This is a genomic window from Thalassotalea fusca (assembly GCF_053485835.1).
This window is the reverse complement of sequence record NZ_JBQRUN010000008.1, coordinates 66,966-81,848: the sequence shown is the minus strand read 5'-3', so window position 1 is coordinate 81,848 and position 14,883 is coordinate 66,966. Positions and strand designations below refer to the sequence as shown.

At 41.7% G+C, this 14,883-nt stretch carries 14 protein-coding genes; 11 read left to right on the top strand and 3 right to left on the bottom strand.

Going from position 1 to position 14,883, the window contains the following annotated elements; genetic code table 11:
• Nucleotides 1-3 precede the first annotated feature (3 nt).
• From ACSLUK_RS11635 to ACSLUK_RS11605, 7 genes are all read left to right on the top strand, one after another.
• On the top strand, nt 4-969 hold the full coding sequence (locus ACSLUK_RS11635) for a RodZ domain-containing protein (protein WP_448548822.1): 966 nt from the start codon (nt 4-6) through the stop codon (nt 967-969).
• Nucleotides 970-1,003: 34 nt separating this feature from the next.
• Nucleotides 1,004-2,122 carry a flavodoxin-dependent (E)-4-hydroxy-3-methylbut-2-enyl-diphosphate synthase gene (ispG, locus tag ACSLUK_RS11630; protein ID WP_448548821.1) on the top strand — a complete coding sequence of 373 codons (1,119 nt, stop codon included), beginning with the start codon at nt 1,004-1,006 and terminating at the stop codon, nt 2,120-2,122.
• A gap of 117 nt (nt 2,123-2,239) precedes the next feature.
• Nucleotides 2,240-3,520, top strand: a complete 1,281-nt coding sequence (gene hisS / locus ACSLUK_RS11625; protein ID WP_448548820.1) for a histidine--tRNA ligase — start codon at nt 2,240-2,242, stop codon at nt 3,518-3,520.
• A 2-nt stretch (nt 3,521-3,522) separates the two neighbouring features.
• Nucleotides 3,523-4,155 carry a YfgM family protein gene (locus tag ACSLUK_RS11620; protein ID WP_448548819.1) on the top strand — a complete coding sequence of 211 codons (633 nt, stop codon included), beginning with the start codon at nt 3,523-3,525 and terminating at the stop codon, nt 4,153-4,155.
• A 55-nt stretch (nt 4,156-4,210) separates the two neighbouring features.
• Nucleotides 4,211-5,422: an outer membrane protein assembly factor BamB gene (gene bamB / locus ACSLUK_RS11615; protein WP_448548818.1), complete on the top strand. Its 1,212-nt coding sequence runs from the start codon at nt 4,211-4,213 to the stop codon at nt 5,420-5,422.
• Between the two features lie 87 nt (nt 5,423-5,509).
• Nucleotides 5,510-6,982, top strand: a complete 1,473-nt coding sequence (der, locus tag ACSLUK_RS11610; protein WP_448548967.1) for a ribosome biogenesis GTPase Der — start codon at nt 5,510-5,512, stop codon at nt 6,980-6,982.
• 183 nt (nt 6,983-7,165) lie between these two features.
• Nucleotides 7,166-7,849 (top strand): flagellar brake protein, encoded by a 684-nt coding sequence (locus ACSLUK_RS11605; protein ID WP_448548817.1) that lies wholly within the window; start codon nt 7,166-7,168, stop codon nt 7,847-7,849.
• A 117-nt stretch (nt 7,850-7,966) separates the two neighbouring features.
• Here the strand turns inward: ACSLUK_RS11605 and ACSLUK_RS11600 are convergent, their stop codons facing one another.
• From ACSLUK_RS11600 to xseA, 3 genes are read right to left on the bottom strand one after another with little or no spacing between them, the layout of a single operon-like run.
• Complete coding sequence (locus tag ACSLUK_RS11600) at nt 7,967-8,326, bottom strand: VOC family protein (RefSeq protein ID WP_448548816.1); 360 nt, start codon at nt 8,324-8,326, stop codon at nt 7,967-7,969.
• Nucleotides 8,327-8,361: 35 nt separating this feature from the next.
• A complete protein-coding gene (locus tag ACSLUK_RS11595) occupies nt 8,362-8,871 on the bottom strand; it encodes a GNAT family N-acetyltransferase (protein WP_448548815.1) in 510 nt (169 codons plus the stop codon).
• 33 nt (nt 8,872-8,904) lie between these two features.
• Nucleotides 8,905-10,236 carry an exodeoxyribonuclease VII large subunit gene (gene xseA / locus ACSLUK_RS11590; protein WP_448548814.1) on the bottom strand — a complete coding sequence of 444 codons (1,332 nt, stop codon included), beginning with the start codon at nt 10,234-10,236 and terminating at the stop codon, nt 8,905-8,907.
• 263 nt (nt 10,237-10,499) lie between these two features.
• Between xseA and guaB the strand changes: the two genes are divergently transcribed.
• From guaB to ACSLUK_RS11570, 4 genes are all read left to right on the top strand, one after another.
• Complete coding sequence (gene guaB / locus ACSLUK_RS11585; RefSeq protein WP_448548813.1) at nt 10,500-11,969, top strand: IMP dehydrogenase; 1,470 nt, start codon at nt 10,500-10,502, stop codon at nt 11,967-11,969.
• 91 nt (nt 11,970-12,060) lie between these two features.
• Nucleotides 12,061-13,638 (top strand): glutamine-hydrolyzing GMP synthase, encoded by a 1,578-nt coding sequence (gene guaA / locus ACSLUK_RS11580; RefSeq protein ID WP_448548812.1) that lies wholly within the window; start codon nt 12,061-12,063, stop codon nt 13,636-13,638.
• Nucleotides 13,639-13,713: 75 nt separating this feature from the next.
• Complete coding sequence (locus tag ACSLUK_RS11575) at nt 13,714-14,061, top strand: RidA family protein (protein WP_448548811.1); 348 nt, start codon at nt 13,714-13,716, stop codon at nt 14,059-14,061.
• A gap of 98 nt (nt 14,062-14,159) precedes the next feature.
• Nucleotides 14,160-14,882: a glutathione S-transferase family protein gene (locus ACSLUK_RS11570; protein WP_448548966.1), complete on the top strand. Its 723-nt coding sequence runs from the start codon at nt 14,160-14,162 to the stop codon at nt 14,880-14,882.
• The last annotated feature ends 1 nt before the right edge of the window (nt 14,883 follow it).

Sequence of the window (14,883 nt, the reverse complement as noted above, 5' to 3'; positions counted from 1 at the left end):
AAGATGAGTCAAGAAGTAATGACAAGTGAGTCTGTCGAAGATATTGAAGTAAAGAGCCCAGGTCGTTTATTGGCGCAAGGAAGAGAGCTGTTAGGGTTCACACAAGAACAAGTTGCAGAGAAGCTAAACTTTAGAAGTACGCTTGTTAAAGACATCGAAAATGATGTATTTGATCGCAGTTTACCAGCAACATTTAATCGAGGTTATTTAAAGAATTATGCCAAGCTTGTAGGTATAAATATCGATGAAGTGTTGGCAAGCTATGAGTTGTTAGAAGACGAAGAAAAGCAAAATGCTAAATTGCAAAGCTTTTCTAAAGGCACGGAAAAACAAGCACAACATAATCGCATCATGTGGGTTAGTTACCTGATATTGGCTGCATTGTTCGGATTAACACTGTTGTGGTATTTTCAAAATGATGGCACGGTTGAGCCAGTTGTTCCCAGTACATCAGTCGCACCCGAAGTAACAAGTGAGCCGGCGATTGAACAAGATTTATTAGCATCAAATGAGGCGGTGGTTGAAGCAAGTACAGCATCCTCAGAGACTGACTCGGAATTAACCGACGCGAACGACAATGTTGAACAACCTGCAATTGTTGATAGTGACACAGAAATAGTTACTTTAGCGGATACGCTTAAACCACAAACTAATACCGAGCAAGTGGAAATTAATACAAACGATAACGCCAGTTCTGGCACATCGGTTGATAGTACTTCCCCTACGTTAGTGGTGTTTAATTTTAGTGGTGATTGTTGGGTTAATATATATGATGCCACGGGCGAACGTGTTGCCTGGGGCGTTAAAAAATCTGGTTATGAAATGAAAATTGAAGGGGTTGCGCCGTTTCAAATTACATTGGGCAAGCCAGAGTTAGTTTCGATTAATTTCCAAGGTAGTCCGGTTGATTTATCTGCCTTTAGCAAAGGCAACATTGCTAAGTTCACATTGCCATTTAGTGAATCATAATCGTCTATTTTGTAAGTAATAGTAGTGAGAAGTTATGTTTAAAGAATCTCCAATTATCCGCCGTAAATCACGCCAAATCATGGTTGGTAATGTTCCCGTAGGCGGAGATGCACCTATTGCTGTGCAGTCAATGACCAACACGCTAACAACGGATGTCGAAGCAACGGTTAAACAAATCAAGTCACTTGAAGCTGTTGGCGCAGATATTGTTCGCGTAAGCGTACCGACAATGGATGCAGCCGAAGCGTTTAAACAAATCAAGCAACAAGTAAATATTCCGCTAGTGACCGATATTCACTTTGATTATCGCATTGCTTTGAAAGTTGCAGAATACGGCGCTGATTGCTTACGTATTAATCCTGGGAATATTGGTAAAGAAGAGCGAATTCGTGCGGTAGTAGAGTCTGCTCGCGATAAAGGCATACCGATACGTATCGGTGTCAATGGCGGTTCCTTGGAAAAAGACATTCAAGAAAAGTATACGGAACCGACCCCTGAAGCTTTATTAGAATCAGCTATGCGTCATGTTGAAATTTTAGATCGTCTTAACTTCCATGACTTCAAAGTAAGCGTGAAAGCGTCAGATGTTTTTCTTGCTGTAGGGGCATATCGTTTGTTAGCTAAACAAATTGATAATCCACTCCATCTTGGCATCACTGAAGCTGGTGGACTTCGCTCTGGCTCAGTAAAATCATCTGTCGGTCTGGGAATTCTTCTTTCAGAAGGGATAGGTGATACGTTGCGTGTTTCTTTGGCAGCTGATCCGGTTGAGGAAATCAAAGTCGGTTTTGATATTTTAAAATCGTTAAAACTGCGTAGTCGTGGTATTAACTTTATCGCTTGTCCTAGCTGCTCACGACAAGAGTTTGATGTTATCTCTACTGTTAATGAACTGGAACAGCGAGTTGAAGATATTTTAACGCCTATGGATGTTTCTATTATTGGTTGTATTGTTAATGGGCCTGGCGAGGCGACAGTATCCGATCTTGGCCTTACAGGTAGTAGTAAAAAAAGCGGCTTTTACTTGGATGGCATTCGTCAAAAAGAACGGTTTGATAATGACAACCTAGTGAACCAATTAGAAGAGCGTATTCGTGCCAAGGCTAAATTGCTTGACAGCAAAAATAAAATTGACGTGAAAGAAGTTGAATAGGTAAAGGTTGGCACAGTCATCGAGGAAACGTCGACATTGTTTACGTTTTCTCCTAATCTGCCTATAATGCGCCCTGCATTTCCAAATTATGACTATTTTGTAAAGAGAGTTTCTTAAGTGAGTAAAGCTATTCAGGCCGTACGAGGCATGAACGATTGCCTGCCATCTGATACCAATATATGGCAAAAAGTAGAGTCTATTTTACGTCGTGTGGCGAGTAACTACGGCTTTTCTGAAATACGCATGCCAATTGTTGAGTCAACGGCATTGTTTAAACGGTCAATCGGCGAAGTTACCGACATCGTTGAAAAGGAAATGTACACTTTTGATGATCGTAACGGCGATAGTCTAACGTTACGCCCAGAAGGCACTGCATCATGTGTTCGTGCAGGTAACCAGCACGGCTTGCTATATAACCAAGAACAAAGACTTTGGTATATGGGGCCGATGTTTCGCCATGAGCGTCCTCAAAAAGGGCGTTATCGTCAGTTCCACCAATTTGGCATTGAAGCATTTGGTATTGCGACACCAGATATTGACGCAGAAGTTATTATGCTTACCGCTCGATTATGGAAAGAATTAGGTATTGCTGAACATGTCACATTAGAGTTAAATTCTCTAGGGTCGAATGAAGAGCGTGCGGCTTATCGTGATGCGTTAGTGGCATTTCTAAAAGAGAAAGAAGATCTATTAGACGAAGACAGTAAACGTCGAATGCATACCAACCCATTGCGTGTATTGGACAGCAAAAACCCTGATGTACAACAAGCCTTAGAAGGTGCTCCAAAGCTTAGTGAATATTTTGGTGAAGAGTCACAGGCGCATTTTGCTGGCGTATGTCAACGATTAGAAACCGCGGGTATTGCATATCGATTAAATGATAAGCTAGTGCGCGGTCTTGATTACTACAATCGTACGGTGTTCGAATGGGTAACAGATAGTTTAGGCGCTCAAGGTACAGTTTGTGCGGGTGGGCGCTACGATGGGTTGGTTGAGCAACTCGGCGGCAAGTCTACGCCAGCATTTGGCTTTGCTTTAGGCATTGAACGTTTAGTGTTGATGCTGACTAGCCTAGAAAAAACTGGTTTCGTACGTCCACCTGTTGAAGCGTATGTGATCAGTTTAGGTGAAGGCGTTGATACTCACGCGTTGATGCTCGCTGAGCAGTGGCGTGATGCGGTACCTGAAAGTCGCATTCAAAATCATTGCGGTGGCGGTAACATGAAAAAGCAAATTAAGCGTGCTGACAAATCAGGCGCACATGTTGCCATCATTTTGGGTGAAGATGAATTAGCAAAACAAGAAGTCACGGTAAAATATTTACGTGGCCAGCAAGAACAACAGAGTATGGCCTTTTCGCAAGTGCCAGACTTACTAGCAAGTTTAATAAAGGGTTAGTTGTGGATATTAATCAAACAGAAGAACAACAAGTTGAAGCTATTAAAAAGTTTTGGCATGAAAATGGTAATTCGATAATCGCTGGAGTAGTGATTGGTTTAGGTGGCTTTGTTGGCTACAACCTATATCAAGATCATAAACTTGAGCAAGAAACGGCAATTGCTGATGCTTATCAAGCTGTCGTTGAGAAAGCGGCGGAAGATAGCAGCACTTTTACTCAGTCAGCTCGTGAATTTATTGATGCTAACGGTGATTCTGGCTATGTCTCATTGACGGCGCTAGCACTTGCAAAAACTGCGGCTGATGCGAAAGATTGGCCAGAAGCAGCTAAGCAATTAACGTTGGCAGCAGAAAAGGCGCAAGCAGAAGGTATTAAGAGTATCGCATTGGTACGTTTAGCGCGTGTTTTGATTCAACAGGAAAAGTACACCGAAGCTCTTGATGTGTTAGCTAAGCCGATGGCAGCGTCGTTTACTGCAGCTGTTGAAGAATTAAAAGGTGATGTATATCTAGCGCAAGATAAGAAAGAGCTTGCGAGAAACGCATACCAAGCAGCGTTGGGTGTTGAAAGCCAAGCTGGCAATCAAGCGTTACAAATGAAATTGGATGATCTCGCTGAAAGTGTAAACCTTTAGGTAATACTGTGGTCGTACTTGCGTTGTTAAAAAATTCACATAAGCGGAGCTAAAATTGCCAATCTTTAGAAAAACTAGAATAACAAACAAACTTGCGCTTGCTTGCGTATTAGCTTTGGGGATCAGCGCTTGTTCATCAACGGATGAAGAAGATGAAGAAACGTTGGTTGCGGAGCTCACAGAAATACAACAGCAGTTCGAACCCAAAGTTATATGGGACAGCTCTGTCGGCGATGGTGTTGAAGATTACTTCTCTCGACTACAACCAACAATTGCTTATGGCAAGCTATATTCGGCTAGCCGAGAAGGTGAAATTGTTGCGTTGGATGTTCAAACCGGTAAGACAGTCTGGGAAATTGACGTTCGTGATGAGACAACTGAATCCAGCTTTTTCTCTAGTCGACCTTCTGCAAAGTTAGCAGGTGGCCCGTCTACAGGTATTGAAAAAGTCTTTATTGGCTCTGAGCACGGTAAGGTTTATGCGTTTGAAGCTGAAACTGGCAGTTTATCGTGGCAAGGAAAAATCAAAGGTGAGGTTATAGCCGCACCGGGGCACGAAGCAGGAACATTAGTCGTTAACTCTGCGTCTGGTGTATTGAAAGCTTTTAATGCGTCTAATGGTGAAGATGTTTGGCAAATAGAGCAAGACGTACCACCTTTATCGCTAAGAGGTATCAGTGCACCTGTAGTGGCAGCTGGTGGCGCAATTGTTGGTACGGCTGAAGGTACTGTAACTGTTTACATTCTTGAAAATGGTCAACAAGGCTGGACCGCTGAAATTGGTGAGCCTGCTGGTTCTACCGAACTCATGCGTGTTATCGACGTAGATTCAACACCAGTCATCTTTGGCGATAAGGTATATGCGGTATCGTCTCGCGGACATATTGCTGCCATGGATTTACGTACTGGACGAGTATTGTGGAAACGCCAATATTCGTCATACGAAAACATTGCAGTAGAAGGAAACATGATTTTCCTTACCGACATTAAAGGTCATGTATATGCGATTGACCGTTTGAATGGGCTGGAAAAATGGAGTCAACTTGCGCTAACCAATCGCAATGTAACGGGTCCTGTCGTGGTTAAAAACAAAGTGATTGTTGGTGATTTAGACGGTTACTTGCACTGGCTAGATGAAGAAACGGGTCAGTTTGTCGCGCGAATGCAGGTGGATAGCAGTGGTATTTATGCTACGCCAGTTGTGCATGATGACGTGATTTATGTACAGACGAGAGACGGTGAACTAACCGCAATCAAGACGCCTTAAGAATTATAGGCTAGAATTATTAACGGCTCTTAAGCGTTTAGCTTAGGAGCCGTTGTTTGTTATTTGAAAGAAAATTTAGAGGTGTTCATGCTTCCTGTTGTCGCACTTGTTGGGCGTCCAAATGTTGGAAAATCTACATTATTTAATCGGTTAACACGAAGCCGGGACGCATTGGTTGCGGACTATCCAGGTTTAACGCGTGATCGCCAATATGGCCAAGCCTATGTAGATGAACATCCGTTTATCGTCATCGATACGGGCGGAATTGTGGGTGACGAAACCGGCATTGATGCTTTGATGGCTGAACAGTCGTTAATGGCAATTGATGAAGCTGATGCTGTTCTATTTATGGTTGATGCGCGTGCAGGCCTGACATCGGCTGACGAAGGGATTGCTGACTACCTGAGAAAACAAAACAAAACTGTGTTCTTAGTCGCAAACAAAGTAGACGGTATAGATGCAGATAGTGCGGTTGCTGAGTTTTATGCACTAGCATTGGGCGATCAAGTTCATCAAATAGCGGCGGCTCATGGGCGAGGCGTTACACAATTATTAACGCTTGCACTTGCGCCTCATATCGAAGCGTTGGGGCAAGAACGCGAAACAAGTGATGACGAAGCAAATACTGACGTAAGCGAAGCGCTCGAGCAGTCTGACGAAGAAAATATTGCCCAAGCACCAGAAGAAAGTGACAAGATAAAGTTGGCTATTATTGGCAAGCCCAATGTTGGTAAGTCAACCCTGACAAACCGTATTTTAGGGGAAGAAAGGGTTGTTGTTTACGATATGCCAGGAACAACCCGCGATAGCGTGTACATTCCAATGGAGAGAAATGGCCGAGAGTATACGTTAATTGATACGGCAGGTATTCGTCGTCGTAAAAACGTATCTGATGTAGTGGAAAAGTACTCAGTTATCAAAACACTACGAGCCATTGAAGATGCCAATGTTTGTTTATTGATTATCGATGCTCGTGAAGGCATTACCGATCAGGACTTGAGTCTGCTTGGTTTTATTCTTGAAGCTGGTCGTTCATTAGTGCTAGCCGTCAATAAATGGGATGGTATTGACGAGTATGTGAAAGAAAAAATAAAAAGTGAGATTGATCGTCGTTTAGGTTTTATCGACTTTGCCAGAATTCACTTTATCTCAGCGTTACACGGTACAGGTGTAGGCCATCTTTATGATTCAGTTGAAGAAGCCTTTGTATCGGCGACTAAGCGAATTTCAACGTCGATGGTAACGAAAATATTAGATATGGCAGTATTTGATCATCAACCGCCTATGCACAATGGCCGCCGTATTAAATTGAAATATGCTCATGCCGGTGGTTATAACCCGCCTATTATCGTTATTCATGGTAATCAAGTGAAGCATTTGCCTATATCATATAAGCGATATTTGATGAACTATTATCGCAAGTCGCTCAAGATCATGGGAACGCCAATTCGTATCGAGTTTCGAGAAACTTCTAACCCGTTCTCTGGGAAAAAGAAACTAAGCTATACTGAACAAAAGAAACTGGCGCGCAAAACGCAGGGATATAAAAAAGACGATTAAATTGACTGATACAGCTTAGTCTCGGTAAGAGTATCATTACAAATTTGATTTTCATTCCCGCGAAAAATACTAAAGCCAACTGTCGTTGGCTTTTTTTATGTGTTTATTTGCATTTACGTTGGTATTATTCGATTATACCAATTGGTATTATTCAATAACGAATTCATAGCTTTAAGGGATGTCATGCCTCGTGGCCCAATAAAAGTCGATACTTCTGACAGATTAAGCCGAAATTTAGGGCTATTACAGGCTGGTTCAGTGGTGACACTGGATATTGCAACTCCGGCCGGGCAAAGGGCAAAGTTTAAATCGATATTTGTTGGGTATCTACCCAAGCAATATGTACTGGTTCAATACCCAGATGCTAGCAAAATGGGTAGCTTTTCTCAGCATATTAAACAAGGTACCAATGTAACGGTTCGTGGACTCATTGAAGGTCATGAGGGATCAATCGTCGCATTTGCGTCACACATTAAACAGACCTTACAACTGCCTTCTAAATTAATTGCATTAGCGTTTCCTAAATCAGTTAGTTTGCAGCAATTAAGAGCGTCACTTCGTATTGATACCGACATTTCCGCCAAGCTTAATATCTCTAATGAATATTGGGCGTCACATATCACAGATATTTCGATTAGTGGTTGTCAGTTATCTGTTGATAATGGCGACTCGTTAGCTTTGGTCAAAGACAAAGACATCGAAATTGTAATTGAAGATTTTGACGAGATTTCCAATATTAAAATCAAAGCAAATATTTGCTCGGTTAAGCCTAGCTATAAAGGTGTAACCATAGGTGTGAAATTTGTGGAAGGCACAAAAGAAGCTACAGAAAAATTACTTAATCATATTGTCACTTCTGAGCAATGATAAAAACCTCAAAAGAAAAGAAGTTATAGGACTAAAGTCGATGCTTAATTTACTCTAGGACGGTGTAGATTACTGTTAATGAATCCACTCAATCTGTTCAAGTTATTAAAGTGATAACTAAGCAAACCATTCCATCACCTCAAAAACAATGCCTGAAGGATCTTTAAACGCGATGTAGCGACCCCATTGGTTTTGATTGGGCGAAGAGTGAATAAATTCCACTTTATTAGCGCTAAGTCTATTTATTGCTTCGTCTATGTTCTCTACAGGAAAAACGACAGTGGAGCTGGCGTTGTATCCATGCTCATAATCAGCAGCGTCTTTAGAGCCTTGGAAAATAATAAATGTGTGGTTTCCTAATTTCATTTTTAGGCTATGGGTGAATTCTTCCACTAGCTCGAAATTCAAAACATCTAGGTAGAACTTTTTTGAGGCTTGTAAATTACTTACAACCAATAATGTTGCTGGGTTTTTCATTTTCAATTAACTTATGATTGGTATAATGCACAGTTTTAAGCAACATCAGCATCAGGTATTTTGAGCTTGCAATATATATGATTGTCATAAAATTTGTTGCTCTTAAACATAGCCTGTTTGTGTATCGCTTCGAGCGAATAACCGCATTTTTTTAGTACATTTGCCGATGGCGTATTAGCCGAAAATACTGCTGCAAATACTCTAACAATATCAGTGTTCTCAAATATATATGACGTAAATTCATTAATCGCACGAGTTGCGATGCCTTTGCGCCAATAGTCCTGCGCTATCCAATACCCTAGCTCGCCTGAGCGACTGTATTCAAACTCTCCGCGATCTACACTGATGCAACCAACTAATTGACCTTGATACTCGATCGCGCGAGTTATACCAATCTGGCTGCCAGTGGTAATCCACCATTGAGCGTCTTGCTCGGTATACGGCGTGGGTATTTTCGCTGATAAAAATTTGGTGACATTGGCGTTGTTTAAGATTTGGACTAAATCTGATGTATCTTCTTGTTTGAATTCTCTGAGTGTTATCATAAGAATGTTACTGCTCTCAATTATATGGGGAGACTACTGAGTTTGTTGTACTTTGGCAACGATGTTACCTTTGTGCAATTGAATCGAAATTTCCTCTCCAACTTTCACGCATTGGCTGTTGTTAATAATTTTGCCTGCGCTATTACGAGTAACGCTGTAACCACGCGCGAGTGTTGCCAACGGACTCACCATGTGAAGTTGCTCTACAGCATTAACAAACCTCTGAGTTTTTCGTTCTTGGTATCTGTGAATCTGATGTAATAGACGTTCAGTGAGCCTACTCAGTTCGATTTTTCCTTGCTCGACAGCTCTTGCAGGAGAACTTTGGTGGAGCCTTTGGGCTAAATGCCTAAGGCGAAGTTGGGAGTTGGACATTGTTAGCTGTTGTTGTCGCAGTAAGCGACTAGTTAACTCGTCTGCTCGTTGTTGATTAACTTGTATTTGTCTGGTTGGCTCTAGTCGATTCAATCGTTGTGTTAGCGTCTGCCAGTTAAGAGCTTTGTTTTTTACCTCACGCAAAAGTGCTTGCTTGCATTGCCAAGCAAGTTTATCTATGCGCTTGATAATCTCTAGCATATCCTGTGATAGGATTTCAGCCGCAGCAGATGGTGTCGGTGCGCGATAGTCTGCGACATAGTCTGCAAGCGTAGTATCGACCTCATGACCTACTGCGCTAAGGATGGGCAACTCACTATTAAAGATCGCACGCACAACAACTTCTTCGTTAAAACACCATAGATCCTCAAGCGAGCCACCACCACGACCAACAATAAGTACATCACATTCTTGTCTAAGATTGGCAGTTTCGATTTGTTTTACGATATCGACTGCTGCTAGTTCGCCTTGAACTAGGGTAGGGTAAATTACAATGCGTGTTTGTGGGCTACGACGTTTAAATACCGTGAGAATATCGTGTATTGCAGCGCCTGTTGCTGAGGTAACAACGCCGACTGTATTTACCACATTTGGCAGAGGTTGTTTGTATCGTTGGTCAAATACCCCTTCGGCCAGCAATTTTGCTTTAAGTCGTTCGAATTGTTGTTGTAAGAGGCCGACACCTGCGTCATCCATTTGTTCAATAATGAGCTGAAAGTCTCCCCTTGGCTCGTATAGAGAAACGCGCGCTTTCACCAGCACTTGTTGACCATTAGCAGGTTTAATGCGTACAGAACGATTATTGCCCTTAAACATGGCACACTTTACTTGTGAGAATTGGTCTTTAAGTGTCAGATACCAATGACCAGAGCCTGCCGCCATAAAGTTAGAAATTTCACCGCAAAGCCAAACTGTGCGCATTTCGCTCTCAAGTAAAAAACGGACTTTCTTGGTCAACTCACTGACCTGCATTACATGTTGTTGGCTCATTGTTGAGTTTCTTAAGTTGGTTTATTGGTGGAAAAAGGCATAATTCAGCACATTTCAGTTTAATCTATGTGGTTTTCTTTGTGCCAGAATTAAGTGATTCTAACTAAGATATACAAATAAATCATGGCATTGAATCAAAGAATATCTGAAAGAACTATTTTATTCGTAGATTTTTACAAAATTAAGTTTACCTGATTTAATAAAACGGTTAAAATTCTGCCGCAATATTTCCTCCTGAACCCAACTTTTTGTGAGATGTTGCGATGCTACGAATTGCTCAAGAAGCTCTAACTTTCGACGATGTTCTATTAGTACCTGCTCATTCGACGGTACTTCCTCATACGGCTGACTTATCAACGCAATTAACGCGTAAAATTAAGCTTAACGTTCCTATGGTATCTGCGTCTATGGACACGGTTACCGAAGCACCACTTGCAATTACCTTAGCGCAAGAAGGTGGTATCGGCTTTATTCACAAGAACATGACCGCTGAGGAGCAAGCAAAAAATGTTTCTCAAGTGAAAAAGTTTGAAAGTGGTATTGTGACAGATCCCGTTACTGTTTCGCCTGATGCACCTATTGAATCTGTTATCAGCTTGGCGAAAGAACTTGGCTTTTCTGGATTTCCTGTCGTAGATGCTCACAATAATTTAGTTGGTATCATTACGGGGCGTGATTTACGTTTCGAAACAGACCTCAAAAAGACAGTAGCTGAATTAATGACGGGCAAAGATGAGCTAGTCACAGTAAAAGAAGGTGCTGAGCGCGAAGCAATTCTAAGTTTAATGCATGAGCACCGCATTGAAAAAATTCTGATGGTAGATGACGCCTTTAAACTGACAGGCATGATCACGGTTAAAGACTTTCAAAAAGCTGAAAGCAAGCCTAATGCATGTAAAGATGAATTTGGTCGTTTACGTGTAGGTGCTGCGGTAGGAGTTGGTGCTGGCACTGATGAGCGTATTGATGCGCTTGTTGCAGCTGGTGTAGACATTTTGCTTATCGATACTTCTCACGGTCATTCTCAAGGCGTAATTGATCGCGTAAAAGCAACGCGTGCTAAATACCCTGATTTACAGATAGTTGCGGGTAACGTAGCTACTGCAGCTGGCGCAACTGCATTAGCTGATGCCGGTGCTGATGCGGTGAAAGTAGGTATTGGCCCTGGTTCAATTTGTACAACGCGTATTGTTACTGGTGTAGGTGTGCCACAATTGACGGCAATTTCAAATGCGGTTGAGGCGTTGAAAGGACGTGATATTCCAGTTATTGCTGATGGCGGCATTCGTTTCTCAGGTGACATTGCTAAAGCATTAGTGGCTGGCGCACACTGTGTAATGGTGGGTAGTATGCTTGCTGGTACAGAAGAAGCGCCTGGTGAAGTAGAGCTATATCAAGGTCGTTACTATAAATCATACCGTGGTATGGGCTCATTAGGTGCAATGAACCAAAAAGAAGGTTCAAGTGACCGTTATTTCCAAAAATCAAACGAGGCAGACAAACTGGTACCTGAAGGTATTGAAGGACGTGTAGCTTATAAAGGACCTGTATCGGCTATTGTTCACCAGCAAATGGGCGGCCTACGTTCATCTATGGGCTTAACCGGTTGTGCAACCATTGATGAAATGCGCACAAAGCCAGAATTCATGAAGATTACTGCGGCAGGTATGGGCGAGTCGCATGTACATGACGTAACTATTACTAAAGAAGCACCAAATTACCGAATGGGCTAAGCTCTATATAGGTAACTTAGCTATTAAACATAACGAGCAGGCTGATTAAGATAATCAGCCTGCTGTTTTTTAACATTACATAGGGTTTGCTATGAGCAAAGATATCCATGATTCCCGAATACTCATATTAGATTTTGGTTCGCAATATACACAGTTAATTGCTCGTCGTGTTCGAGAAATTGGCGTTTATTGTGAATTATGGGCGTGGGATGTAACTGAAGAACAAATTAAAGAGTTTAACCCAACAGGTATTATTCTTGCGGGTGGTCCAGAAAGTGTTACTGAAGAAAATTCACCTCGTGCGCCAGAGTATGTTTTTAATGCCAATGTACCTGTACTAGGTATCTGTTACGGCATGCAAACCATGGCCGAGCAGTTAGGCGGTGGTGTTGAATGTTCTGATCACAAAGAATTTGGTTACGCAGCAGTTGAAGTGGTTTCTCAGTCTCCATTATTCAAGAACATTGAAGATCATTTAGGTACTAACGGTAACCCACTGTTAGACGTATGGATGAGTCATGGCGATAAAGTGTCAGAAATTCCTGAAGGTTTTGTTACTGTTGCGCAAACATCAAGCTGTAAATATGCGGCAATGGCAAACGAAGAAAAGAATTTCTATGGTGTGCAATTTCACCCAGAAGTTACGCATACTAAACAAGGTATGCGTATTCTAGAACACTTTGTTGTTGATATTTGTCAATGTGAGAAGCTTTGGACATCTGCGTCAATTATTGAAGATGCGATCGCCAAAATGAAGGCGCAAGTTGGCGATGACGAGGTAGTATTAGGCTTATCTGGTGGTGTTGATTCATCTGTTGTAGCGATGCTATTACACCGCGCAATTGGCGACAAGTTGACCTGTGTTTTTGTTGACAATGGCTTATTACGTTTGAACGAAGGCCAGCAGGTTATGGAAATGTTTGGCGACCATTTTGGTTTAAACATTATTCATGTAAGCGCAGAAGATCGTTTCCTCGATCGTCTGGCAGGTGTCGATGAGCCTGAAGCTAAACGCAAGATCATTGGTAACGTGTTTGTTGAAGTCTTCGATGAAGAAGCGAGCAAATTGAAAAATGCTAAATGGTTGGCACAAGGCACTATTTATCCTGATGTAATTGAATCAGCAGCATCTAAAACAGGTAAAGCACATGTCATCAAATCTCACCACAATGTAGGTGGTTTGCCAGAAGATATGGAATTGGGTCTTGTAGAACCATTGCGTGAACTTTTTAAAGATGAAGTGCGCAAAATTGGTCTTGAGCTAGGCTTACCTTACGACATGTTATATCGCCACCCGTTCCCAGGGCCAGGTTTAGGTGTACGTGTACTAGGTGAAGTGAAAAAAGAATACTGTGATTTACTTCGTCGCGCAGACGCTATCTTTATTGAAGAACTGCATAAAGCTGACTTATATCACAAAGTGAGTCAGGCATTTACGGTATTCTTACCTGTTCGCTCTGTAGGCGTGATGGGCGATGGACGTAAATACGATTGGGTGGTTAGCTTACGTGCAGTTGAAACTATCGATTTCATGACCGCACATTGGGCACATTTACCTTATGATTTCCTAGGATTGGTTTCAAACCGTATCATCAATGAAATCGACGGTATTTCACGTGTGGTTTACGATATTTCTGGTAAGCCTCCTGCTACCATTGAATGGGAATAACCCTTTCTAAATTAGAAAGCCCCTTTACCGTGAGGTAAAGGGGCTTTTTCTTTCGTATTGTAAGGAAAAAGAATAATGATTGAACGGATAGAAACTAAAGCTAGAATGAGCAAAATCGTTAAGCATAACGGTACAGTTTATCTCTGTGGGCAAGTATGCGAGGATGCGATTGATGATATTACAGGTCAGACGCAAACCATGCTAGCAAAAGTAGAGTCGTTATTGGAGCAGGCCGGTAGTTCAAAAGAACATATGCTTTCTGCCACCATTTATCTCAAAACCATGGCTGATTTTGCCAAAATGAATGATGTTTGGGATGCATGGGTACCTGAAGGCCATGCGCCAGCTAGAGCATGCGTACAAGCAGCAATGGCTAGAGATGTTTTGCTGGTCGAAATCTCTGTTGTCGCAGCACTTAAGTGACAGTCCGATATTTCAATTTAAAATACTGTAAAAATTGACAGTGTTTTTTGTTTGGTTATACTCAACACTTCAAATTTAGACAGGGAAAAATCTTGAGTATGATTAAATTGCATAGCTTTGGCCAAGGATTTGGCTTGATAGATCCAAGTCCATTTGTAGTGAAAGTGGACTTATTTATGCGTATGAACGAATTACCGTTTGTTTCAGATGCTAACGTTAACCATTTAAAAACGGCGCCTAAAAATAAGTTGCCGTATATCACCGATGGCAATTTAACGATTGGTGACTCTCACTTCATTCTAGAATACTTAACTGACAAATATCAGTTGACGCTTGATGAGCACTTAACCCAAGAGCAAAAAGCGCAAGCGCAGCTTTTTACGAAAGCTATTGATGAAGGATTATATTGGTGTTTAGTTTATTCTAGATGGGTGCATCCAAGCACTTGGCCTCTTATTAAAAACACTTTCTTTGGCGCTCTGCCCATTCCTTTAAAATGGTTTGTACCTGCCATGTTGCAAAGAGGGGTGAAAAAGAATCTTATTGCACAGGGGACAGGCAGACATTCAGAAGACGAAATCTTAAGTTTAACCTCGAGTTATTTTAGCAGCCTGTCGACACTATTAGGAAATAGCACTTATTTTTTTGGTGATAAGCTGTCGAGTTTTGATGCGATAGCCTACTCAACACTTGCGCAATTTATTATTTCGGATATTGATAACGAATTTAACCAAAGCGCAAGAACCTTTGATAATCTCGTCGCGTACTGTCAGCGCCTCGATGTGCAGTTTTATCAGACTGATACGTTAGCAAATGAGTAAC

What these genes read in the sequence shown, in the direction of transcription:
- ACSLUK_RS11635 (WP_448548822.1), top strand. Translation starts at nt 4, where the DNA reads ATGAGTCAAGAAGTAATGACAAGTGAGTCTGTCGAAGATATTGAAGTA.
- ispG (WP_448548821.1), top strand. Translation starts at nt 1,004, where the DNA reads ATGTTTAAAGAATCTCCAATTATCCGCCGTAAATCACGCCAAATCATG.
- der (WP_448548967.1), top strand. Translation starts at nt 5,510, where the DNA reads ATGCTTCCTGTTGTCGCACTTGTTGGGCGTCCAAATGTTGGAAAATCT.
- ACSLUK_RS11605 (WP_448548817.1), top strand. Translation starts at nt 7,166, where the DNA reads ATGCCTCGTGGCCCAATAAAAGTCGATACTTCTGACAGATTAAGCCGA.
- ACSLUK_RS11600 (WP_448548816.1), bottom strand. Translation starts at nt 8,326, where the DNA reads ATGAAAAACCCAGCAACATTATTGGTTGTAAGTAATTTACAAGCCTCA.
- ACSLUK_RS11595 (WP_448548815.1), bottom strand. Translation starts at nt 8,871, where the DNA reads ATGATAACACTCAGAGAATTCAAACAAGAAGATACATCAGATTTAGTC.
- xseA (WP_448548814.1), bottom strand. Translation starts at nt 10,236, where the DNA reads ATGAGCCAACAACATGTAATGCAGGTCAGTGAGTTGACCAAGAAAGTC.
- guaB (WP_448548813.1), top strand. Translation starts at nt 10,500, where the DNA reads ATGCTACGAATTGCTCAAGAAGCTCTAACTTTCGACGATGTTCTATTA.
- guaA (WP_448548812.1), top strand. Translation starts at nt 12,061, where the DNA reads ATGAGCAAAGATATCCATGATTCCCGAATACTCATATTAGATTTTGGT.
- ACSLUK_RS11575 (WP_448548811.1), top strand. Translation starts at nt 13,714, where the DNA reads ATGATTGAACGGATAGAAACTAAAGCTAGAATGAGCAAAATCGTTAAG.
- ACSLUK_RS11570 (WP_448548966.1), top strand. Translation starts at nt 14,160, where the DNA reads ATGATTAAATTGCATAGCTTTGGCCAAGGATTTGGCTTGATAGATCCA.